Origin of the sequence: Prevotella sp. 10(H) (genome assembly GCF_000711235.1) — a bacterium.
GTDB lineage: Bacteria > Bacteroidota > Bacteroidia > Bacteroidales > Dysgonomonadaceae > Dysgonomonas.
Map to the genome: position 1 here is coordinate 700,072 of NZ_JOMI01000003.1, position 22,360 is coordinate 722,431.

Annotated in this window: 21 protein-coding genes; 7 read left to right on the forward strand and 14 right to left on the reverse strand. The window is 39.1% G+C overall.

Annotation, left to right across the window (positions count from 1 at the left end):
- Nucleotides 1–42 precede the first annotated feature (42 nt).
- The 3 genes from K348_RS0108500 to K348_RS0108510 are packed head-to-tail and all read left to right on the forward strand — an operon-like array spanning nt 43 to nt 2,707.
- The gene (locus K348_RS0108500) at nt 43–1,311 is read left to right on the forward strand and encodes a replication-associated recombination protein A (RefSeq protein WP_029904543.1); all 1,269 of its coding nucleotides are present in this window, start codon (nt 43–45) and stop codon (nt 1,309–1,311) included.
- 18 nt (nt 1,312–1,329) lie between these two features.
- Entirely contained in the window at nt 1,330–2,136 is an 807-nt protein-coding gene (locus K348_RS0108505) for an alpha/beta hydrolase (protein ID WP_029904544.1), read from the forward strand.
- A 7-nt stretch (nt 2,137–2,143) separates the two neighbouring features.
- Nucleotides 2,144–2,707: a GrpB family protein gene (locus K348_RS0108510; RefSeq protein WP_029904545.1), complete on the forward strand. Its 564-nt coding sequence runs from the start codon at nt 2,144–2,146 to the stop codon at nt 2,705–2,707.
- On the opposite strand, the gene K348_RS0108515 is transcribed toward K348_RS0108510, so the two are convergent.
- The 7 genes from K348_RS0108515 to nusB form a co-directional block, all read right to left on the reverse strand.
- The gene (locus tag K348_RS0108515; RefSeq protein WP_029904546.1) at nt 2,704–3,492 is read right to left on the reverse strand and encodes a metal ABC transporter ATP-binding protein; all 789 of its coding nucleotides are present in this window, start codon (nt 3,490–3,492) and stop codon (nt 2,704–2,706) included. The two genes, K348_RS0108510 and K348_RS0108515, sit on opposite strands and share 4 nt — an antisense overlap.
- Nucleotides 3,493–3,494: 2 nt before the next feature.
- Nucleotides 3,495–4,385, reverse strand: coding sequence for a metal ABC transporter solute-binding protein, Zn/Mn family (locus tag K348_RS0108520; protein ID WP_029904547.1), 891 nt, complete (start codon nt 4,383–4,385; stop codon nt 3,495–3,497).
- Nucleotides 4,386–4,399: 14 nt separating this feature from the next.
- Entirely contained in the window at nt 4,400–5,071 is a 672-nt protein-coding gene (locus tag K348_RS0108525; protein ID WP_029904548.1) for a carbonic anhydrase, read from the reverse strand.
- Between the two features lie 3 nt (nt 5,072–5,074).
- On the reverse strand, nt 5,075–5,659 hold the full coding sequence (coaE, locus tag K348_RS0108530) for a dephospho-CoA kinase (RefSeq protein WP_029904549.1): 585 nt from the start codon (nt 5,657–5,659) through the stop codon (nt 5,075–5,077).
- A gap of 12 nt (nt 5,660–5,671) precedes the next feature.
- The gene (locus K348_RS0108535; RefSeq protein WP_029904550.1) at nt 5,672–6,655 is read right to left on the reverse strand and encodes a hypothetical protein; all 984 of its coding nucleotides are present in this window, start codon (nt 6,653–6,655) and stop codon (nt 5,672–5,674) included.
- A 35-nt stretch (nt 6,656–6,690) separates the two neighbouring features.
- Nucleotides 6,691–7,041: a preprotein translocase subunit YajC gene (gene yajC, locus K348_RS0108540; protein ID WP_029904551.1), complete on the reverse strand. Its 351-nt coding sequence runs from the start codon at nt 7,039–7,041 to the stop codon at nt 6,691–6,693.
- A gap of 115 nt (nt 7,042–7,156) precedes the next feature.
- A complete protein-coding gene (nusB, locus tag K348_RS0108545) occupies nt 7,157–8,083 on the reverse strand; it encodes a transcription antitermination factor NusB (RefSeq protein WP_029904552.1) in 927 nt (308 codons plus the stop codon).
- Nucleotides 8,084–8,340: 257 nt separating this feature from the next.
- Between nusB and cmk the strand changes: the two genes are divergently transcribed.
- From cmk to pfkA, 3 genes are all read left to right on the forward strand, one after another.
- Nucleotides 8,341–9,030, forward strand: a complete 690-nt coding sequence (gene cmk, locus K348_RS0108550; RefSeq protein ID WP_029904553.1) for a (d)CMP kinase — start codon at nt 8,341–8,343, stop codon at nt 9,028–9,030.
- Entirely contained in the window at nt 9,031–9,906 is an 876-nt protein-coding gene (locus tag K348_RS0108555) for a 4-hydroxy-3-methylbut-2-enyl diphosphate reductase (protein ID WP_029904554.1), read from the forward strand.
- A gap of 94 nt (nt 9,907–10,000) precedes the next feature.
- Nucleotides 10,001–10,981 (forward strand): 6-phosphofructokinase, encoded by a 981-nt coding sequence (gene pfkA / locus K348_RS0108560; protein WP_029904555.1) that lies wholly within the window; start codon nt 10,001–10,003, stop codon nt 10,979–10,981.
- Nucleotides 10,982–11,059: 78 nt separating this feature from the next.
- On the opposite strand, the gene K348_RS0108565 is transcribed toward pfkA, so the two are convergent.
- The 7 genes from K348_RS0108565 to K348_RS0108595 form a co-directional block, all read right to left on the reverse strand.
- Complete coding sequence (locus K348_RS0108565) at nt 11,060–11,584, reverse strand: collagen-like protein (protein ID WP_029904556.1); 525 nt, start codon at nt 11,582–11,584, stop codon at nt 11,060–11,062.
- 50 nt (nt 11,585–11,634) lie between these two features.
- Nucleotides 11,635–13,266, reverse strand: coding sequence for a hypothetical protein (locus K348_RS0108570; RefSeq protein WP_051697720.1), 1,632 nt, complete (start codon nt 13,264–13,266; stop codon nt 11,635–11,637).
- A gap of 375 nt (nt 13,267–13,641) precedes the next feature.
- The gene (locus tag K348_RS0108575; RefSeq protein WP_029904558.1) at nt 13,642–14,052 is read right to left on the reverse strand and encodes a secondary thiamine-phosphate synthase enzyme YjbQ; all 411 of its coding nucleotides are present in this window, start codon (nt 14,050–14,052) and stop codon (nt 13,642–13,644) included.
- Nucleotides 14,053–14,063: 11 nt separating this feature from the next.
- Entirely contained in the window at nt 14,064–14,906 is an 843-nt protein-coding gene (gene lipA / locus K348_RS0108580; protein ID WP_029904559.1) for a lipoyl synthase, read from the reverse strand.
- Nucleotides 14,907–15,340: 434 nt separating this feature from the next.
- Nucleotides 15,341–16,522 carry a peroxiredoxin gene (locus tag K348_RS0108585; RefSeq protein ID WP_029904560.1) on the reverse strand — a complete coding sequence of 394 codons (1,182 nt, stop codon included), beginning with the start codon at nt 16,520–16,522 and terminating at the stop codon, nt 15,341–15,343.
- Nucleotides 16,523–16,644: 122 nt separating this feature from the next.
- Entirely contained in the window at nt 16,645–18,798 is a 2,154-nt protein-coding gene (locus K348_RS0108590) for a S9 family peptidase (RefSeq protein ID WP_029904561.1), read from the reverse strand.
- A 151-nt stretch (nt 18,799–18,949) separates the two neighbouring features.
- Nucleotides 18,950–19,207: a hypothetical protein gene (locus K348_RS0108595; protein ID WP_029904562.1), complete on the reverse strand. Its 258-nt coding sequence runs from the start codon at nt 19,205–19,207 to the stop codon at nt 18,950–18,952.
- Between the two features lie 257 nt (nt 19,208–19,464).
- Between K348_RS0108595 and K348_RS0108600 the strand changes: the two genes are divergently transcribed.
- A complete protein-coding gene (locus K348_RS0108600; RefSeq protein ID WP_029904563.1) occupies nt 19,465–22,356 on the forward strand; it encodes a PD-(D/E)XK nuclease family protein in 2,892 nt (963 codons plus the stop codon).
- The last annotated feature ends 4 nt before the right edge of the window (nt 22,357–22,360 follow it).

Genomic DNA, 22,360 nt, shown 5'->3' on the forward strand with positions numbered 1-22,360 from the left:
AAAAACTTTTTGTAAATTTGACTTACATTTTTCATTTTTTTTATGAGTCAACCACTAGCAGAGCGATTGCGTCCACGTACGTTGGACGAATATATAGGCCAGAAACATCTTGTAGGAGAAGGTGCCATTCTTCGCAAAATGATAGAGTCGGGGAGAATACCGTCTTTCCTCTTATGGGGACCTCCGGGTGTAGGTAAGACCACTTTGGCGCAGATCATAGCCAATACGCTGGATACGCCTTTTTATACATTGAGTGCTATCAATTCGGGTGTAAAGGATGTACGGGATGTGATAGAGCAGGCAAAAAGGAATCAGTTTTTCAATACGAAAAGTCCGATTTTGTTTATTGATGAAATTCATCGATTTTCTAAGTCGCAGCAGGATTCGCTGTTGAATGCTGTCGAAACCGGTGTGATTACGTTGATAGGTGCCACAACCGAAAATCCTTCTTTCGAAGTTATTCGTCCGTTGTTGTCGCGGTGTCAGGTATATGTTTTACAGCCACTGGATAAAGAAGACCTGATCGAGCTTGCTCATCGCGCAATCACTCAGGATGTTATACTCAAAGAAAGAAATATACAACTAAAGGAAACAAATGCCTTATTGAGATTCTCCGGTGGAGATGCCCGTAAACTGTTGAATATACTCGATCTGGTGATCGGGGCGGATGTCAGTGACAAAGTTGTCATAACAGATAAAGTAGTGACAGACCGCTTACAGGAGAATCCTGCGGCTTACGATAAGGGCGGGGAGATGCATTATGACATAATTTCTGCTTTTATCAAGTCGATTCGCGGCAGTGATCCCGATGCTGCTATTTATTGGCTGGCGCGTATGGTAGCAGGGGGAGAAGACCCTAAATTTATTGCCCGCCGACTGGTTATATCTGCTGCTGAAGATATAGGACTGGCGAATCCCAATGCATTGTTGCTGGCAAATGCCTGTTTCGATACATTGCATAAAATTGGTTGGCCCGAAGGGCGTATCGTTTTGGCTGAAACAACTATTTATCTAGCCACCTCTCCAAAAAGCAATTCGGCATATATGTCTATAGATGCAGCTATTGCAACGGTAAACGAAACAGGGAATCTTCCTGTTCCATTACATTTGCGTAATGCGCCTACTAAGTTGATGAAAGAGCTCGACTATGGCAAAAATTATAAATATGCCCATAGCTTTGAAAATAACTTTGTCGATCAGGATTATGTTCCACAAGAAATAAAAGGCAAACGATTTTGGACTCCGCAACCAAATGCTTCGGAAAATAAGATTGTGGAATGGCTTAAGAAATTGTGGAAAGATAGGTATTGACATTATATTGGTCTTACTATGAAAAAGCATTTAATTAGAATTATCACTATCATAGCTGCATTATATATTATATTCTGTGGCTTTTTTTACTTCTTTCAGCAGGAATTTATATTTCATCCGCAAAAGTTGAATACTACTTATACCTTTCATTTTAAACAGAATTTTGAGGAAATAAATATAAAAACTACTGATGGGATTTTACTCAACAGCCTTTTGTTTAAAGCTAATGACAGTAAAGGACTGATTTTATATCTGCATGGTAATGCAGGGGCACTGGACTCGTGGGGACGTATAGCTCCGGTATATACAGATTTAGGTTACGATATATTATTTGTTGATTACAGGGGCTTTGGAAAGAGCGGGGGAGAAATCGATAATGAGGAACAGTTGCATAGCGATATGCAATGCGTATATAATGAAATGAAAAAAAGCTACGAAGAAGATAAAATTATTGTTCTCGGTTATTCTATCGGTACAGGTCTGGCTGCAAAAGTCGCATCAGAAAATAGCCCCCAAATGCTGATTTTGCAGGCGCCATATTATAGTCTGACAAATGTCATAAAATCGATATGTCCTATTATTCCGGATTTTACTATCAGGTATAAACTGGAAACTTATAAATTCATTCTTAAATGTAAGATGCCAATTGTAATCTTTCATGGAGATAAGGATAATGTAATTGATTATAGTAATTCTCTTAAATTGAAACCATTATTAAAAGATACGGACAGGTTGATAACATTAAGCGGAGAAGGACATAATAACATTACTGAGAATCAGGAGTATCGAAGAGTATTAACAGGATTGCTGAATGATTCAAAATAGAGCTATTATGAAAAAGTTTTTAAAAGAAATGACCGATGAAGAACTCTGGCAACTATTTCCTGTAATACTGAGCGAGCATAAAAGTTATTGGAAAGACTATTATAATACTGAAAAATACTTACTAGAAAGAATTATCGGAGAAAATATTATCTGTATAAACCATATAGGAAGTACAGCTATTCCCGGATTAATAGCTAAACCCACAATAGATATACTGATGGAGATAAGCGAAAATACGGATACCGCACAGTTGCTTCATATAATGGAAGGCAACGGATATATTTATACTCCTCAGCCTAAAAATCCGGCTCCACATATGATGTTTATGAAGGGATATGCTCTGCAGGGCTTTGAAGAAAAGGTATTCCATGTCCATATAAGATATAAAGGTGATTGGGATGAGATTCATTTCAGGGATTATTTGTTATTTCATCCCGAAGTAGCAGAAGTGTATGGATTAATAAAGTTAGAACTCAGGCAAATATACGAACATAACAGGGATGCATATACTTTAGCTAAGTCAGATTTTATAAAGAAGATAACAAAATTAGCGAGAGAAAGCGGCTATTAATCATTGTCTTTACAGCAGTCGCAACCTTCATGCTTTCCCAATACACGATGAGGCAAATCTCCATGCCCGATAATCTCTATCGGACAAGTAGAGTAAGATTCTTCAAGCCATTCTGTAGATATATTAGTTCCCGAATGATAATGCAGTCCTTCATTAACACATGCAATATTTTTAACTGATGAAATGACAGTACCTATATCATGCGAAACAAGAATGATGGAAGTACTCTTATTTATATCTTCAAGTATTTTGTAGAAATCGGATTCAAAGCGTTTATCGACATATGAATTGGGTTCATCCAGTATCAATAAATCCGGATTGTCGATAATAGCACGTCCTAGAAGTGTTCGTTGCAATTGCCCGCCCGATAATGCGCCTATGGGTCTGTCAACTAACTTATCCAATCCCATTTGCCGTGCAATAACCTCTACTTTCTCCTTTTGTGCCTTCGTATATGGGGAGAATATCCGTCTTTTGATTGTCAATCCTGACAAAATTACATCATGAACTGATATTGGGAATTTTTTATCTATCTGATTAATTTGCGGTAAATAGCCTATATTAATGTTATCGGTTTTTACTCCGTTTTTGAAAAAAGAAACATGTCCTTTGATTGGTTTTACCAAACCGAGTATTGTCTTTAACAGGGTGGTCTTACCACCTCCGTTCGGCCCGATGATTCCCAGAAAGTCTTGATCAAATACATCTAGATTAACGTTAGTCAGAACATTCGGATGATCCTCGTAGCCTACCGATAAGTTTCTTATTTCAAGTATTTTATTCATCTCTATTCGTTAGCAAGTGCCTTGGCTATTTTTATCATTTCGTCACTCCAGTTGTATGATAAGAGATTCAGAGGAATTGTTTTTCCTCCGATTGCTTCGGCTATAGTTTCAGCATTTTTAGTATCGAACTCCTGTTGAATGAAAACCGTTTTTACACCTTCTGCCTTTGCTTTATCTATCAGTTCTTTCAGTTGCGAAGGAGACGGATTTTTTCCTTCATGTTCTATCGAATATTGTGTCAGCCCGTATTCATCGGCAAAATAACTCAGTGCCGGATGATAAATAATAAAGGACTTACTCGGTGCTTTTGCCAGATATGATTTTATAATGCTGTCGGTCTTATTAACCTCGGTTGTCAGTTTCTCGTAGTTAGCTGTATAATCGGCTTCATTTTCCTTATCCAGTTCCAGTATAGCTTTATACATATTTTCCACAATGATTCGTGCCGATTTTACAGAACTCCATGTATGCGGATCACCCCCTGCATGTCCGTGTGCATGGCTATGGTCGTGTCCATCTTCTCCGCAATGTATATGCGGGTCACCAATTTGCTTTATACCTTCCGAGCAATCGATAACTTTTAGGTAAGGATTACTTTTTGTTACTTTGTCTATCAACGTGTTTTCAATACCTAAATATCCTATTTTGAAATATGCGGCACTTTTATCCAAAGACATCATTTGCGACGGGGAGAAGTCTGCACTTTCGGGATTTGCTCCTGATGGTACAATGCAATTTACATTGTAATGATCTCCGACAATTGTACCAAGGAAATATTTCTGAGGGTCTATAGTTACAGATAATGTCTTAGTCTTATTATTTCCGGCAGGTTTGCATCCGTTGAGGAATAATAAGCATGAAAATAAGGTTAGTATAATATATTTGTAATTCATTCTTCTTAAGAAATCTATTCAGGATTATGCCCGGAATCGTTACCTTTAGTCAGATCGTATATTTTACGGATACGGTTTAGTTCTTTCCGGAAATCAATATTCAGATCGTGCAATATACCGTCATTCAGATCGTATACCCAGCCTGCCACGCGTGGATAACTCTTTTCCAGATATGATTTCTGAACTTCTGCGGTCTTAATTATATTAAGGCATTGTTCGTATACATTTATCTCTACCAGTCGGTTATATCTTTCATGCGGATCGGTTATAGCATCCAGTTCTTTTTCGTGAAGACGGTATACATCACGGATGTTTCGCAACCAAGGATTCAGTATACCTAAATCTTTAGGTTCCATTGCTGCCTTGATACCGCCGCAGTTATAATGACCGCACACTATAATATATTTTACATGCAGGTGCTCAACCGCATAGTTTATAACAGACAATACATTGAGGTCGTTATTTACTACCATATTGGCAATATTCCTGTGCACAAATACTTCTCCGGGTTGCAGACCCATTATTTCGTTGGCATGCACACGACTGTCGGAACAACCTATATACAGATAGTCAGGATTTTGTTCTGTAGCCAGATGAGTGAAAAAATCAGGGTTTTCCTCGTTTACCTTTTCCACCCATTTTTTATTTGCTTCGAATATATCCTGATAAGAATTTTGTATCTCCATAACTTAAGAGTTTTTGAGTTGTTTCATGACGTTAAGTACTTGTTCTATTAACGAATGTGTATTGTCATTAACAATTACAAAGTCTGAAAGTTTTACTTTTTCTTCATCTGCCATCTGATTTTCAATTCGTTCCAGTACTTTCTCACATGATGCATTATCCCTTTTCATCGTACGCTCGATTCTCATTTCAAGCGGAGTATATACCATTACCGTTTTATCCATCAGTTTGTCAAAACCCGATTCGAACAAAATAGCCGCTTCATGTGCTATTAATTTCTCGTTTTTATGCCGGAACAGCCATTCTTCAAAATCTTTAGCTACTTCGGGGTGAATAATGGAATTAACCTGCTCAAGATCAGCCTTATTGTTAAATATATGTGATGCCAGTAATGCTTTGTTCAAAATCCCCCCTTTGTACAATTCTTTGCCATATATTTTTATAAGCTTTTCCTTTATAACAGGAGATGTCGCAACAAGCCTTTTACTTTCCACATCAGCAATGTATACAGGGATACCGCATAAAGAAAATATTTCAGAAACGGTCGATTTGCCACTCCCTATACCACCTGTAATGCCTAATTTTATCATGGCTCGATGAAATTATTTTTGCTCCAGTACGAATTCCACTTCGGAAGGAATCGGAAGCTTGGTCTGGATGTAGTCGGGGCTTTCCGTGATACGTATTGGTACAGAAGATTCTTTCAGATCTTTTATTTCGTTATAATCGATGATAATCTGAAAATCTTTAGCTGAAATGTCATTGTATCTTTTCAGTCCAACGAAGAACGGTATCTTTACGGATGATGGGAAAAATTTGATAATAAGATTATTCGGCAAATTAATGCATTCTACAGGAACTTCTACCTCTTTAGATGTAAACTCATCTACCGAGATATTCAGTTCCACAACATTCGGGATAAACCGTAAACCTTTAGCCTGACGCATGGCTACCAGCATTTTTTTATCTCCGGTAACTTCCAGCAGGGTATCACTCACTGTATGCGCATAATGCAAAGTATCGAGTGCTGCACGGCTTCCGTATACAGTGACGGAATCCGGTTTGATTGTAAGTTCTCCGTCGATAAGATAGCCCGATGCAAGACTTATGTACCCGTCGTATATGACAGGCAATTTTTTCTGTCTCAATACGGCATACGTAAAAGATAGACGGGTAGGAGAGTAACTTATCAGTTCGGATGAATTGAAAAGCATACTGCGTATCAGTTGTTCGAAGTTTCTTCCTTGGATTACTTTTTCCTGCGAGTTGTATATTATATCCCTGACGTCTACTACCAACGAATCGTTTCTGCGTGTGAAGTAATATCTGAAAATAGCTGCCCCGTCATCTTTTATGCGTACATAAATGCTTTCAGGAAACTCATTCTCAAATACAATACTATCGGGAACATTAACATATTTAACGGGTATATTGAGGTTCGACTCAAATTTCTGGCGATAGACCTGCATCAACCAGAAACTTAAGGACAACAATACAAAAAACAAAAAAGTCAGAATCTTTTTCCATGAAATGTTTTTGAAAAATGATCTGACTTCTTGTATTATTATATCTTTAGTATCGCTCATATAGCTATACCCGATTATGTTCCGTTAATAGATAGTTATCTGTTGTTAGCCTGAGTGTCGGCAGCAGAAACGTAAACAGATGACTTCTCTATTGTTATTTTAATACCGTCAGCAATTTCCAATACAAATGTTGTATCGTTCACATCTTTTACTTTACCGTGTATTCCACCGGCAGTAACTACTCTGTCGCCGACCTTTATCGCATTGCGTGCCTCTTGAAGTGCTTTTTGCTTCTTTTGCTGTGGGCGAATCATGAAGAAATACATGATAGCAAACAGCAATATCATCATCACTATCATACTGCCACTGCTACCTAAGCCTAAAAATCCTCCTCCGGCGGCAGCACCACCGTCAGCTGCTTGTAATATTACATTCAATAAATTCATAAGTCCTTTAATATTTGATTTATATTATCCTTAATTTTTATCCTTTCGTAAAGAGTTTCACAAATATAATCTATTATTTTGAATTACAGTGAACTGCCAAATACGATAAATATTATTATTTCTTAATTATCTTGTTGCTTTCTTTCAGTTCTTTTACAATCGCGTCTAATATACCATTGATAAATGAAGCACTTTTTGCCGTACTGTACGATTTAGCAATATCTATATATTCGTTCAGTGTAACACTTACAGGTATGGATGGAAAGTTCATAATTTCGGATATAGCTATCTGCATGATTACCATATCCATAAGTGCTATACGTTCCGATTCCCAGTTTTGAGTATATTTATCGATCAGTTCGCGATATTCTTTTCCGCTCCAGAGCGATTCCCTCAATAGCTTTACCGCAAATTCGCGATCAGTTTCATCCTTGAACATAGGTAAAAGTTCTTGTTCAGTCCCTTTCTCTTCTTCGAAGCGTTTGATTGTTTTTATTACAAAAGATTCGATGATCTCTATATCATCGTTCCAATAGAGGCTTTCGTCTTCCAGTAAGTTGTAAAGGTCTTCTTCGTTACAAATGATATGTTTGAAAACCTTACGCCAGAATTCCCGGTCATCTTCATAGCTTTCCGATCCATTGGCTAAGTAATCTTTGTATGTATCCGAACTTAAAATAGTTTCCAGCATTTTGCGGATGAAAGCTTCGTGGTCGTGCCATGAAAACGGCCTGTCAGAAAGGTACTTCTTCAATTGAGGGTTGTCCTGCAATTGAGTTATAAACTTATTGGATAATAATTTCGTATTCGGCTTAATATCTTCTTCGGTCGGTAATAATTTCGATCTGCGGTTATCCACTTTATGGGCATATGCTTCGGTCAACTCTACCAAGAGCGACAAGAAGTAAAAATACAGATCGTATGATTTTTGCAAACTGAAAAGAAGCTCATTTTCAGCTTTTCTCAAATCGGTAGTCTCGCTATGACTACATGAAAACAGTATCTGGACAACTCTGATACGAATAAGAACGCGGTTTATCATTTCTACTATAAGAATGTTTCAGGCTGCAAAAATAAGCAATTTTTTGTAATTAAGACAGGCTTTTGCAGATAAGTTGGAAACTTAACAGATACGCATCTAAAATAGGCTTGTAATCATTCTGCTATATCGGCTTATAAATGTTATTAACAGCCTGCCCAGAGTTGACGGATTTAGATTATCTTTGTCTGATTATATTTAACATAATCTATTATAAACAGGATAAACATTTATCTGTATCATACGTTTTAAACTTGAATATGAAGAAAATTGTTATCGCAATCGATGGTTTTTCATCAAATGGTAAGAGTACTATGGCGAAAAGCCTTGCTAAACAAATAGGATATATATATATCGACAGCGGAGCTATGTACAGAGCAGTAACTTTGTATTGTATCGATAACCATCTCTTCAATGGTGATAAGCTGGACGAAGAAAGGTTGCATAACGATATTAAGAATATTAAGATAGAATTCCATCTGAACAAAGAAGGCTTGCCTGAAACCTATCTTAATGGAAAGAATGTAGAATCGGATATTCGCAGCATGGAAGTGTCTTCAAAAGTAAGTATCGTAAGCGCCATACCTTTTGTCCGCCATGCTATGGTTGCTTTGCAGCAGGAAATGGGAAAGTTGAAAGGTATTGTAATGGATGGAAGAGATATCGGAACTGTCGTATTCCCGCAAGCCGAAATGAAAGTATTTGTAACTGCAGATGCTGAAATAAGAGCGCAGCGCCGCTTCGATGAACTACGATCCAAAGGCGATACACAAACGACTTATGAAGACGTATTGGAAAATTTAAGAGCTAGGGATCATATGGATCAGACACGTGCCGAAAGCCCGTTGGTGAAAGCCGATGATGCCATTCTTCTCGACAATTCGTATATGACTATTGATGAACAGATGCAATGGTTGCTGGAGAAGTTCAAACAAATAACAACAAACTAAATGAGCAATATAGAGATAGACGCAAAATCGGGTTTTTGTTTTGGTGTGGTCAACGCCATCAAAAAAGCTGAAGAGGAACTTGCAAAAGGAGGAACATTGTATTGCCTTGGCGATATTGTTCACAACAATCTGGAAGTCGACAGGTTGGAAAAATTAGGTCTGAAGACAATCAATCACGAAGAATTCGCCAAACTCAGAGATGTAAGAGTCTTATTGAGGGCACATGGCGAGCCCCCATCCACTTATAAAATAGCAAAAGCTAACAACATAGAAATTATTGATGCCTCATGCCCGGTTGTACTTCGTCTTCAAAAGAAGATACACGACAAGTACGACCTTGAAAAAGATAATAATACGCAGATCGTCATTTATGGAAAGAATGGACATGCAGAAGTAAACGGCTTGCTCGGACAAACAGATTCGACAGCTATCGTCATAGAGAAGAAAGAAGACTTGGATAAACTTGATTTCTCGAAGAATATCTGCCTGTTTTCACAGACCACAAAACCTCTCGACGGATTTCAGGAGATAATAGATATCATCCAGAGCCGTATGAAGGGAGATGCCCGCTTCGAATACTTCGACACTATTTGCCGTCAGGTTTCTAACCGTATTCCTAATATTAAGGAGTTTGCTCTTAAGCATGATATTATCTTCTTTGTAGCCGGTGAAAAGAGTTCTAACGGGAAAGTCCTCTTTGCAGAATGCAAGAAATACAACCCGAATTCTTACTTCATAACAACCCCTTCAGATATCAATCCTGATGTTGTAAGTAAGACGGCAACTATCGGAATCTGCGGTGCTACTTCCACTCCTAAATGGCAAATGGAAGAAGTTGAAGCCAAGATAGATGAGATCAGAGCGGTGCCGGTTTAACCAAAATGCCACACAAAAGTTGATAATATAAGCTATTTTATTCGTATTTTTGCACCGGATTTCTAAAGTGCAATAGAGAATAAAATGTAAAGCTATGTCTACAATTAAGTGTATTGGTATTTTGACATCCGGAGGAGACGCTCCGGGTATGAATGCTGCAATTCGTGCTGTCACCCGTGCTGCCATATTTAACGGTTTGGAAGTAAAGGGCATCATGCGGGGTTACAAAGGTTTGATATTCGATGAAATCGAGCCTTTCAAAAGCAACAGCGTCAGTAATATTATCCAACAAGGCGGTACTATCCTCAAAACTGCCCGTAGTAAAGAGTTTCAAACTCCCGAAGGACGTCAGATAGCATACGAAGCCTTACAAAGAGAGGGTATCGATGCGCTGGTAGTTATCGGAGGCGACGGTTCACTTACAGGTGCGCGCATTTTTGCTCAGGAGTTCAACTATCCAATTGTGGGCTTACCCGGAACAATCGACAACGACTTGCAGGGAACAGACCTTACTATCGGTTACGATACAGCACTCAATACCATTATGCAGGCTGTAGATAAGATACGCGATACAGCTAGTTCACACGAGCGGCTGTTCTTTATCGAAGTCATGGGACGTGAATGTGGTTTCCTTGCCTTGAACGGAGCTATTGCATCCGGTGCAGAAGCTGCTATTATACCCGAAATGATGCTTCAGCAAGACCAACTCGGCGACCTTATCTCCAACGGATTCCGTAAGAGTAAGAATAGTAGTCTTGTGCTTGTTACCGAAGGTGATATAACCGGAGGTGCTATGGCCATGGCCGAGCGTGTAAAGACCGAATATCCGCAATATGATGTGCGAGTAACTATACTCGGACATGTGCAGCGCGGTGGTTCTCCGACAGCCAACGACCGTATCCTAGCCAGCAGAATGGGGGCAGCGGCGATTGATGCTTTACTGGATGGACAGCGCAATGTAATGATTGGTATACAGAACGATATCATTGTTAATGTGCCGTTTTCTAAAGCTATAAAGAAGAATAAGCCATTGCAGCAGGATTTACTCAACACTCTGAAAATACTTTCTATTTAATAATATAATAAATATCCTGATATAATTAAAACGTAGCGTCTATCAACAGACGCTACGTTTTCTTTTAGAATATATTGTCTACCACATCAGGACTACATGAAAGGTTTCTGCACCGGGTTTAACTTTTGTGCTGAAATCGGAGTAGGTCAGATAGAATCTTATATTTCCTACTTGGAAATCAAAATCGTAGGTCTGCGTCCAGAAGAATTCGCCTTTGTCATCTTCATCTGCTTTATGTAATACCAGAGGCATTCCATTTTTAATACCATTATCAGTTTCGATATAGGCTATGATAGACCCTTCATCGTAAATAGCTTTAGTCAATTCTTTCAAAGGCTTATCTACATAGTAGAACGAGTTCAACTCGTTAGGTTGCCCATTGAGTTTCCAATCACTCGCATTAACGGTAATGGCTGTCGTATACCAGTTCGATCCGTGTCCGGGTTCCCCGTTTGGTCCTTTAGGTCCCTCGGGGCCTTCGGGTCCTGTTGCTCCTGCAGGACCGGCAGGTCCATTCATACCCATTGGTCCTTCGGGTCCCATTGGTCCTTCACAAGCCATAAATAAGAATGCACTCACCAAGAATAATAATACCTTTTTCATAATTGTAAGATTAAATACGTTAAACATTTTGTTATTTTAGTCTATATTTTTTAGCGTCTTCTGCTGCTTTCAGCATTTTGCCTTTCTTGTTGTTCTCTTTGCCTGCGGTTCTCAGATTCGCGACGTTCTTGTTCCTGTCTTTCCTGCTGTTCGCGCTGGCGTCTGCTTTCGGCTTCCCTGCGTTCCTGCTCTTGCCTTTGCTGTTGCTCTCTTTGTCTGCGGTTCTGAGCTTCGCGCCGCTCTTGTTCCTGTCTTTCCTGCTGTTCACGCTGACGTCTGCTCTCGGCTTCCCTGCGTTCCTGCTCTTGCTTTTGCTGTTGCTCTCTTTGTCTGCGGTTCTCAGCTTCGCGACGCTCTTGTTCTTGTCTTTCCTGCTGTTCACGCTGACGTCTGTTCTCGGCTTCTCTTCGTTCCTGCTCTTGCCTTTCCTGTTGTTCTTTTTGTCTGCGGCTTTCAGCCTCGCGTTGCTCTTGTTGTTCTTTTTCCTGCTGTTCGCGCTGGCGTCTGCTCTCGGCTTCTCTTCGCTCTTGCTCTTGCTTTTGCTGTTGTTCCCTTTGTTTGCTGTTTTCGGTTTCGCGACGTTCTGTATCTTGTCGCTCTTGCTGTTCTCGTTGACGCCTGCTTTCTGCCTCTCTGCGTTCTTGCTCTTGTTTTTCCTGTTGCTCTCTTTGCCTACGGTTTTCTGTTTCACGTCTTTCCTGCTCTTGCTTCTGTTGTTGTTCTCTTTGTCTGCGGCTTTCGGCATCGCGTTGTTCTTGTTGTTGTCTCTCCTGTTGATCACGCTGACGTCTGCTCTCGGCTTCCCTACGATCTTGTTCTTGCTGCTCTCGCTGTCGTCGGTTTTCAGTTTCCCTACGTTCTCTTTCCCGTAAATCGGATGATAATCCCGGTGCCGGTCTGGTATTATTATTGTCCGGTTTTACGATAGATCCGGGAACAGGTCTATCGGATGTCCTGATGTCATTAGGTTGTTCAGGTCTTATAACTGATCCGGGTCTTGGCCTTTCAGAAGTTCTTATACTATCCGGTCTCTCCGGTCTAACAGGCGGTCTCGGTGGTTGAGGCCTTACAGGAGGCTTCGGCTTATGAGGCGGCCGTGGTTTATGAGGGCGGTTAGGTTTATTCGGTTTGCCGGGCTTATATTCCGGATATGACGGATAATAATAGTGATCATCGAAGTAATAGTCCTCATAGAAATAATTATCTATTTGCAGAGGATAATAAAAATCTTCATAATAGTAATTATCAATTTCATAATTGTAGACAGGATAATCCTGATAACTATCATTTCCCTGATAATAATCGTACTGACCGGAGCTACTCAAATCATAATCTTCATTTGTAATTATATTGTCAGTATTTATAGCATCGGGTACTGTAGCCAATATATAGAAGTTACTTATGTAATCATTCATGTAGGCTTTTTCTCCATTTTCCATGTTGTCGGATAGAGTTGTATTCTCTTCCTGTCCTGTCGAATCGGCTTCCTTTTTATATACATTTTCCACTATTTGATAATCGATCGGATTCAGGGTATCGGCAGGTTTGATTCTGATACCGTCACGGGTAACAAAAATTGTATCCGGCTCATTGCTCTGATTTTTATTATCTGTCTTATTTCCACAACTTTGTAGTAGAAAAAGCTGGCTGATAAAGCACAAAAAGAATACTGACCTTCTCATAATGATAAAGTATTAGCTGTTGGTAATAAGTAAAATTTTCAGATTAGGTTAAAAAAAAGATGTTGTTCGAATAATTTGCTGAAATTTTATTTAATTACGTTTTTAGATTTTTGTCTCATTTTCTATAATTTTTAGACTTATTGTTTAATCTAAGGTTTAATTATATGTCAATTTGTTCTATATGTTCTCAAACATATAATTTTTATGAAATACTGATTAAACCTTTTTAAACTCGTACTTATGACTAAAAAAATATATACAGTTAGCTAATATCATAATGAAAGAATCAGATTCTATATAAGTATAGATAATCTGTTTTCATTTTGATAATGAAAAAGTTGAAATTCGGTTGGAAAGAAAAGGTAAAGTAAGTGCTTAGCCGATTACCGTAGCCACAATATGACGGCTCCCGCCATGATTACGGAATTCACACAAATAGACACCCTGCCAGATGCCGAGGTTGAGGCGTCCCTTTGTAATAGGTATAGTGATACTGACTCCCGAAAGAGTGGATTTGGCATGTGCAGGCATATCGTCGTCGCCTTCAAGAGTATGCACATAATAGGGTTCTCTTTCACGTACCAGACGGTTGAAGATAGACTCCATATCGATACGTACATCGGGATCGGCATTCTCATTGATTGTCAGCGCTGCGGATGTATGTTGTATAAACAGATTCAAGATACCGGTCTGAGGTAGCTCAGGCAGGTTTTCCATTATTTCTTCTGTCACGAGGTGAAAGCCTCTTTTACGAGGGCGTAAACTGAATTCTGTTTGTTTTACCATTTCTTGTTCTTTTAGAGGCAGTTTTCTGCATGATATGATGAACGCACAAGAGGGCCGCTTTCTACATATTCGAAACCCTTATTCATTGCTGTTTCTTTATAAAGCTTGAATTCATCCGGATGTATATATGCAGCTACAGGCAGATGTTTCCGTGTCGGTTGCAGGTATTGTCCTATAGTAAGTACAGCGCAATTCACCGAACGAAGATCGTCCATTAGCTGATATATTTCTTCAGTAGTTTCGCCCAGTCCGACCATTATACCCGATTTTGCTTTCAGCCCGTTTCCGGCTATGCGCTCCAGTACCGACAGGCTCACATCATAACGGGCAGCGCTGCGTACTTTGGGTGTAAGGCTCCTCACAGTTTCCATATTATGGGAAATGACATTAGGCCTTGCCTCGCATACCAAATCTATCAAGTCGTTCTTTCCCTGAAAGTCGGGGATAAGCACTTCTATAGTAGTGGTGGGATTGAACTGGCGGATTTTATTAATGGTATTCACCCAGTGCTGCGCTCCCTGATCGGGTAGGTCGTCCCTGTCGACAGAAGTGATTACAGCATGCTTCAGCCCCATTAACTGTATAGATTTCGCCACATTCGAAGGCTCATTAAGATTTAAAGCCAGAGGCTTTCCTGTCTTTGTATTGCAGAACTTACAGGAACGGGTGCATATATCGCCGCCTATCATAAAAGTAGCCGTACCACGTCCCCAGCATTCACCCAGATTGGGGCATTTGCCACTGGTGCAAATAGTATGCAGTCCGTGCGATTCTACTATATCTAAAGTTTCGGAAAAATGATCACTGCCCCCCAGTTTAATTTTCAACCAGTCGGGCTTTTTTACATGTTCCATTTATTTTGTGCGTTATATCTTTAATAATTGAAACAAAGATAAGTCTTAGAAAGTTTTTAATGAAAGTATGAGGCTAAAAAGTATTAGCTTTCCAAATTATCTCATTTGCATTTATTAACAATATTATGTTAAAAAGTAACGAAAGTAACTTTTTTCAGCTATTAGCTGTTAGCTTTTAGCCATTAGCTTTTTTTACTTCGTCTCGCTTAATGTAGAAAAACAGATACCATACTCACATAAATTAACAATATATAGTTAAAAGGTAACAAAAGTAACGTTTTTCACTGAACGTTGATAATGGATAGTTGGTAACGAGGAATAAGTAGCTGTCAACTATAAATTTAAAAAATTCAAAGAGCTATCGGCTGACAGCTATAAGCTACCAGCTAAAACAATATAGATAAATTTCTCTTATAAAAATATGTGAATAATAATCAGTTAGCAGATAAATTCTCTTGTATAATTTTCTTTGTAGGTTCTAAAGCATCTGTATATCCACGGGTCAACGTTTTTCCTTCGGGAGATATAAGCATAAGAATCGGAAACCCTGCAAAATAATAATCTTCACCGATAAATTTATTTGCTTCATTATCGGTATATACTGTTGTCCATGGCTGGTTAAATAATATTTCCAGTTCTTTGGGAGTATCAGCCCGCGGTTCTCCTTCAAAATAGTTATCGGGAGTAAAACCTATAACTTCGAATCCTTTATCATGAAATCTGTTATATAGTTCAAGCAACTGAGGTTGCGCCCATATCGCACCCGGACACATTCCCCAATGATAAATCAACACATATTTACCCCGGTAATCGGAGAGTTTTAATTTATTGCCTTTATTGTCAATCACTGTAAAATCGGAAGGATTGTTACCGACTTCGATATTTTTCAGCACTTTGCGCATATGGTTTAAATGTTGACCCATAAAAGAATCCTGTATATCTTTTGTGTATCGTGCAAAGCGTTCTTCCAACTTTTGATAAGGTATATCATATAAATCTTGCAGATAGAGTAGCACCGAAAATTCACTATCGTTTACCTCATCCTTAATATATTTTTCTAAAAGTTTGTGTTCATCCGACCGCTTGTGACTATTATATATACCCGCGTACTTTAAAATACTGTCTTCCTGCTTTGTCTGGCGGGCATTATGCAGGTCACGATATAGGTCTATAGACTTTGTGTAATGGATACTTTCTAGCTCGTTAAGACGTGAAACAGTAGGATCATTATAAAAGCCTCCGCTAATCTTCAATGCCCCGAAATATCTTTCGTTTCCTTTGAGCGTAAGTTTATCACCCGGCGAAGCTAGTAAAGTTGCCCCCCGAATATTCGTTATCGCCTTCGGTCTGTCTTTGGGTAAATGCGAGAGCATAAGAAATGCTGTATTGGGCAGTTCTTTATTGTAGACAAGGACATCAGCCTGCTGGGCTATGATAGTATCGCTCTTTTCTATTTTCCAGTCCGGAAGAAGAACATAATCTATATTTATAGTATCTCCGGTTTTTAATCCGTCTATATGGCCATTGATTATGAAATTACCTGTATTTTGTGCAATAATTATTTTGCAGAATGATGATAATATAAGAATTAACAAGACAAGTTTTATGGTTTTCATAATGTATCTAAGATATAGGTTATAAAATATATTATTATAACGGGCTAAGGCTATTATTGTAACAAAATAAATAAAAAAGCACGGAAAAACCGTGCTTTTACAAATATATTGTGGTTCTCTGATTACATATTCGTTTTCAAAAACTTAATTACCTTCTCAAAAAGATAAGTCCGGTTTGCCGAACCACCGATAGAATGGTCTTTATCTGTAAATACAAACATATCGAACTGCTTATTTGCTTTAATCAATGCAGCTGTATAATCCATTGTATTCTGGAAATGTACATTATCATCTGCCGAACCGTGTACTAAAAGAAGATTACCTTCCAGTTTATTTGCCAGATTGATAGGAGAGCCGGCAGCATATCCGGTATCGTTTTGCTGAGGCGTACGCATAAACCGTTCCGAGTAAACCGAATCGTAGAATCGCCAGTCTGTCACAGGAGCAATCGCCACTCCGGCTTTAAATGTACCGTTTCCGCGGCTCATGCTCATCAGTACATTATATCCGCCGTAGCTCCATCCCCATATAGCCATCTTACTGCCGTCGATATAAGGAAGCGATGCAAAATATTTAGCTGCGGCTACCTGATCATCGGACTCATAAATACCGAGATTCATATAGGTGCATTTACGAAAATCCTCGCCACGTGCGCCTGTTCCACGCCCGTCCACACAGGCAACTACGAAACCTTGTGTTGTCAGGTAATCAGTCCAGTCTATACCGTAGCTGTCACGCACCGATTGTGAATTAGGGCCGCTGTATTGCACCATAAGTAATGGATATTTTCGCGAAGCATTGAAGTCGGCAGGCTTCATAATGTATGCATTCAGGTCTTGTCCGTCAGCCGACTTCACCGTAATAAATTCTTTCTTCGGTAAAGTTACCGATGATAAAGTACGATTCAGGGCAGCATTATCTTCCAGTACGCGCAGTTCTTTACCTGTAGCATCGTGTACGGTCACTAATCGTGGAGTAGTAACATTCGTATAATTATTGATAAAGTATTTTCCGTTTTCGCTGAATGTAGCACTGTTCGAGCCTTGTTTTGCCGATAGCTTTGTTTTGGTTCCTTTTACCATATCCACTTTGTAGATAGCGCGCTGTAACGGGCTTTCTTCGGCTGCTTCATAAAATACCGTTTTCGATATAGGGTCTACAGCCAGTAGTCCGGTAACATCATAGTTGCCCGATGTCAGTTGTTTCTGCATCACACCCGTATTATCATATAGATATATGTGTGCATAACCGCTCTTTTCGCTCACATAAGTGAACTGGTTGCCGAAGAATCTGATCGTATTCAATAATTCCGAATCTACATAACGGTCGTTTATCTCATTCAAAACAGAACGTGCAACAGCAGAACGTGCATTGGTAAAGAACATTTCGAAACGGTTCTGATCGCGATTAAGTGTCATAATAGCCAGTTCATCACCTTCGGGCAGAAATTCTATACGGGGAATATACTCGGTGGTTTCGGGTATATTCATCTTGCGTATGGTCTTGGAATCGATATCGAAAACATTGCAGGTTACTTCCGAGTTCTGCTCTCCGGCTTTCGGATATTTGAATGTAAACTGCCAAGGGTATAGCTTATTCTCATACATCTGCATACTGTATTGCGGTACTGCGGTTTCATCGAAACGGACAAATGCCAACAGGCGTCCGTCAGCCGAGAAATCCATAAGGCGGGTTGTTCCGAATTCTTCTTCATACACCCAGTCGGTACCTCCGTTGATTATCTTATTTATTTCGCCGTCCCTTGTTACCTGCGATTCGGTATCGTAGTCGAATTTGGTAAGCCATATATTATTGTCAATTACATAGGCAAGCATACGTCCGTCGTGAGAAAAAGTCGGAATCGACTGCTTGCCTTTATTTTCAGTAAGCTTGCGTACCAGATTACGGCGAACATCGTAATAATAATAATTCGCTTTAAAAGAATGGCGGTATATACGTTCGTAATCGTTAAATACAACTAATCGTTTTTCATCGGGGCTAATAAGGAATCCCTGAAACGAATCGAATGTACAGTCGCGTGCCGTTTTTACATTGAAAATCGTATCGACAGGCAATCCTGTCTTATAGGAGTATTTGATTATCATTTTGTTTTCCCTGTCGGCCTGAAAGTATGATTCGCCGTCGGCAGAGGAAGTTACGGATTGTACGCCACGTGCATAATATTTTCCCGAATTTATATCCCTTAGATTCAATTGTTGTGCATTGGCCGTAGTGAAGAGCAAACCCGCAAGCAGCAATCCAAAAATATTTTTCATATTATATCAGTTTTTGTTTGATTGCAAATATACCGATTTTTGAATGAGTGAAGATTATTTCCTATAAAAAGATATTCTTTATAACGACTTTTATCAAAAACAAAAAAGGATCGAAATCTTCGATCCTTTTATATTTTAGCAGAGATAATAATTATTCTTGTTCCTTATACCATTTGTAGAGTTTTCCGTCTACAAACTGGAAATACCACAAGTTCTTAAATTTGTCCTTGTACATGATGGTCTGGTTAGCGTAGTTCTTTTCTTCAACTACCGTGTATTTCTCACCCATCAGAGATACAATCTGATCCTGAGTCATCCCTAACTCTACTTGTTTAAGTTGAGTGTTGTAAGCTGTACCACAAGCCGAAAGCAGAATGGTCATAAATAAAACGAAAAGAAATTTCTTCATAATTATATTTTATGGTTTGTAATTATTTTATTGTTAATAACAACCAATGTCATATATAAGTTCAAACTCTTTTATCTTAAAAAATAGAGCGGAACGGGCACGCTTGATTATATTCTCTCGTGGTAAATTTTACTTAATAAGACAAAAGTATATCTTTTAATGAATATTGCATAATATAACTATATTATTTTGGCTATACAGGTCTTATTATTTTAATTATTATTTTTGTATACACTTAAAGAAAACCAAACAGGATAATGATCCCATTCCTCTATAATGTTGCTCAGGCTTATTACAAAGCTTACGGACAAGATATCAGCCGTTATACTTTCGTCTTTCCCAACCGGAGGGCCGGAATCTTCTTCCAGCATTATCTGTCGCAGATTGTGGGAAAGCCCATTTTTTCACCGGAGATACTAACCGTTACCGATCTGTTTGAAAAGCTGAGCCCTTATAAAAAGGCAGACCGGATAGAGATGCTTTTCCTTTTATTCGATATATATAAGAAGATAAGCTCATCAGCCGAAACTTTCGATGAATTCGTCTATTGGGGAGAGATGCTGCTCAACGATTTCGATGATGTAGATAAATATCTTGTTGATGCACAACAGCTTTTCCGTAATATACGCGACCTGAAAGAAATAGATGCGGGTTTCGGCTTTCTCACAGAGAGCCAGATCGAAGCCATACGCCGCTTCTGGTCTAATTTTCTTCCTGTTGGCGAAAACGATAAGAAAAAAGACTTTCTGGAAATGTGGGAAGTCCTTTTCCAGCTATATACCTTGTTACGGGAACAGCTTCAAAGCCGTGGACAGGCATACGAAGGGATGATTTTTCGCGATGTGGTGGAGCGCGTGTGGAAAGATGAGGACTATAAACTGCCGTTCGAAAAAATCATATTTGTTGGACTTAACGGGCATAGCAAATCGGAAGAAACTTTACTGCGTTTTATACACAAATGTGGTATAGCCGATTTTTACTGGGATTACTCTTCTCCATTGGTGAGGGATCCCAATAATAAGGCTTCATTTTTTATCGACCGTAATAAGATGCTTTTCCCGTCGCAATTATCTTTAGAGCCGGAAGAGCTGAGTATAGATTTGCCTATAGTGGAAGTTGTCGGGATACCTTCGGCAGTAGGACAGGCGAAATATGTACATACGATTATAAAATCATTGCTCGATGAAGGACAGATAACATCTTCCGACCATGCAATGAATACGGCTTTGGTATTACCTGATGAAAACTTGTTGTTACCTACATTATATTCTATTCCGGAGGAGATAGATAAGATAAATGTAACGATGGGGTATAGCCTGATGAATAGTTCTGTATCAGGATTAATGGAACAGATTTTCGAACTTCAGCGTAATATCCGTAAGTCGGAGAATTATACCAGATTTTATTATAAGCCCGTTCTGGCTATACTGAATCACAGGTATATATCGAACATTGCAGGCGATGATGCAAAACTATTGAAGCAAAACATTATTCAATATAACAAGACGAATGTTTCGTATGAAGATTTGCAGTCACACCCTTTCTTACGATTAATATTCCAGCCAATCACAGACTGGAAATCCATACCTGATTATTTACGGGATATTTTATCTGCATTAAGGATAAAACTATCGGTGAATGATGAGCTTGAAAGAGATCAGGAAAATATAAATGCACGATCTATCGATATTGAATGTGAATTCATTATAGAATACTACAAGACAATAAATAAAATGGATGAATCATTGAAGAATGTTTATCCTGAAATGTCTGTCGATACTTATTTTAAACTTCTCCGCAAACTCATTGCCGGGATAAGCGTGCCTTTCAGCGGGGAGCCATTATCCGGCCTACAGATAATGGGGGTATTGGAAACCCGTGCGCTCGATTTTGATAATCTGATAATTATGTCGATGAATGAAGGGATATTTCCGTTGAAGAAAGCCGCCAGTTCATTCATTCCTTATAATCTAAGAAAAGGTTTCGAATTGCCTACCTATGAGCATCAGGACAGTATCTTTTCATACCACTTCTACCGGATGATAAACCGAGCAAAACGGATATACCTCCTTTACGATACCCGTACCGAAGGTTTACAAACCGGAGAAGTAAGCCGCTACTACAGCCAGATAAAACATTTGTATGCCGATTCGTTCGACATAAGGGAAAAACTTGCCGTGTATAAAGTTACATCTACCGAAAGCCTTGCCATATCAGTTCAAAAGACCCCGCAGATAATGGAGAAAATAAATGTGTTCCTGCAGGGAGGGGATAAGCGTTTGTCGGCAAGCTCTATCAATACATATATAAATTGCCCTTTACAATTTTACTTTTCGGTGGTGGAAGGTATGGCCGAAGAGGATGAAATAGCAGAAACAATCGAAGCCAGTACTTTCGGTACTATTTTCCACTCCGTGATGGAATGGCTGTATGAACCGTTTAAAGGGAAAATGGTAACGGCCGATCTGTTGCACAATATAAGTAAGAATGATAAATTGCTGACAGAAGTAATAGAACGCTCTTTTGCCGAAAATTATTTTAAATCGGAGAAAATAAGACGACTGACAGGTCAGAATTATCTGACGGGTGAGGTTCTGCGGAAATATATCCGTCAGGTATTGGCAACAGATGCTAAGAATACTCCTTTTATCTATCTGGATTCGGAGGAGCGGATAAAAAAGGATTATACTTTGCCGTCGGGAAAAACTATTTCACTGAAAGGTATTATCGACCGGGTGGATGAAGTGAAAGGCCATACGCGTATTATCGATTATAAAACGGGAAAAGGCGTATTGCGCTATCGGGATATGAAAGACCTTTTCGATAAAGAGATGAAAGACCGTCCCAAAGCTGTGATGCAGGTATTCATGTATTCGCATCTGTATTTACTCGATAATCCGGATAAGATACTGGAACCGGGAATATATTACCTGCGCAATCTGTTCGATACTCGGTTCCATCCGGGTGTTATCTGCAAACAGGGTAAAGAAGATTGCCGCATAACTGATTTTGCGGAATACAAGGATGAATTTAAAGGATATTTCGATACTTGCCTTGAAGAGATATTCGATCCGCAAACACCTTTTATACAGACTCCTACCGGAGAAGCCTGTAAATGGTGTATATTCACAAATATCTGCAAAAAGTGATGCT

Excerpts from the sequence above, each read along its gene's own strand:
- coaE (WP_029904549.1), bottom strand. The coding sequence starts at position 5,659 with ATGATAAAATTAGGCATTACAGGTGGTATAGGGAGTGGCAAATCGACC.
- cmk (WP_029904553.1), top strand. The coding sequence starts at position 8,341 with ATGAAGAAAATTGTTATCGCAATCGATGGTTTTTCATCAAATGGTAAG.
- K348_RS0108575 (WP_029904558.1), bottom strand. The coding sequence starts at position 14,052 with ATGGTAAAACAAACAGAATTCAGTTTACGCCCTCGTAAAAGAGGCTTT.
- K348_RS0108595 (WP_029904562.1), bottom strand. The coding sequence starts at position 19,207 with ATGAAGAAATTTCTTTTCGTTTTATTTATGACCATTCTGCTTTCGGCT.
- pfkA (WP_029904555.1), top strand. The coding sequence starts at position 10,001 with ATGTCTACAATTAAGTGTATTGGTATTTTGACATCCGGAGGAGACGCT.
- K348_RS0108510 (WP_029904545.1), top strand. The coding sequence starts at position 2,144 with ATGAAAAAGTTTTTAAAAGAAATGACCGATGAAGAACTCTGGCAACTA.
- K348_RS0108600 (WP_029904563.1), top strand. The coding sequence starts at position 19,465 with ATGATCCCATTCCTCTATAATGTTGCTCAGGCTTATTACAAAGCTTAC.
- K348_RS0108570 (WP_051697720.1), bottom strand. The coding sequence starts at position 13,266 with ATGAGAAGGTCAGTATTCTTTTTGTGCTTTATCAGCCAGCTTTTTCTA.
- lipA (WP_029904559.1), bottom strand. The coding sequence starts at position 14,906 with ATGGAACATGTAAAAAAGCCCGACTGGTTGAAAATTAAACTGGGGGGC.
- nusB (WP_029904552.1), bottom strand. The coding sequence starts at position 8,083 with ATGATAAACCGCGTTCTTATTCGTATCAGAGTTGTCCAGATACTGTTT.
- K348_RS0108515 (WP_029904546.1), bottom strand. The coding sequence starts at position 3,492 with ATGAATAAAATACTTGAAATAAGAAACTTATCGGTAGGCTACGAGGAT.
- K348_RS0108525 (WP_029904548.1), bottom strand. The coding sequence starts at position 5,071 with ATGGAGATACAAAATTCTTATCAGGATATATTCGAAGCAAATAAAAAA.
- K348_RS0108520 (WP_029904547.1), bottom strand. The coding sequence starts at position 4,385 with ATGAATTACAAATATATTATACTAACCTTATTTTCATGCTTATTATTC.
- K348_RS0108555 (WP_029904554.1), top strand. The coding sequence starts at position 9,031 with ATGAGCAATATAGAGATAGACGCAAAATCGGGTTTTTGTTTTGGTGTG.
- K348_RS0108565 (WP_029904556.1), bottom strand. The coding sequence starts at position 11,584 with ATGAAAAAGGTATTATTATTCTTGGTGAGTGCATTCTTATTTATGGCT.
- yajC (WP_029904551.1), bottom strand. The coding sequence starts at position 7,041 with ATGAATTTATTGAATGTAATATTACAAGCAGCTGACGGTGGTGCTGCC.
- K348_RS0108590 (WP_029904561.1), bottom strand. The coding sequence starts at position 18,798 with ATGAAAAATATTTTTGGATTGCTGCTTGCGGGTTTGCTCTTCACTACG.
- K348_RS0108585 (WP_029904560.1), bottom strand. The coding sequence starts at position 16,522 with ATGAAAACCATAAAACTTGTCTTGTTAATTCTTATATTATCATCATTC.
- K348_RS0108535 (WP_029904550.1), bottom strand. The coding sequence starts at position 6,655 with ATGAGCGATACTAAAGATATAATAATACAAGAAGTCAGATCATTTTTC.
- K348_RS0108500 (WP_029904543.1), top strand. The coding sequence starts at position 43 with ATGAGTCAACCACTAGCAGAGCGATTGCGTCCACGTACGTTGGACGAA.
- K348_RS0108505 (WP_029904544.1), top strand. The coding sequence starts at position 1,330 with ATGAAAAAGCATTTAATTAGAATTATCACTATCATAGCTGCATTATAT.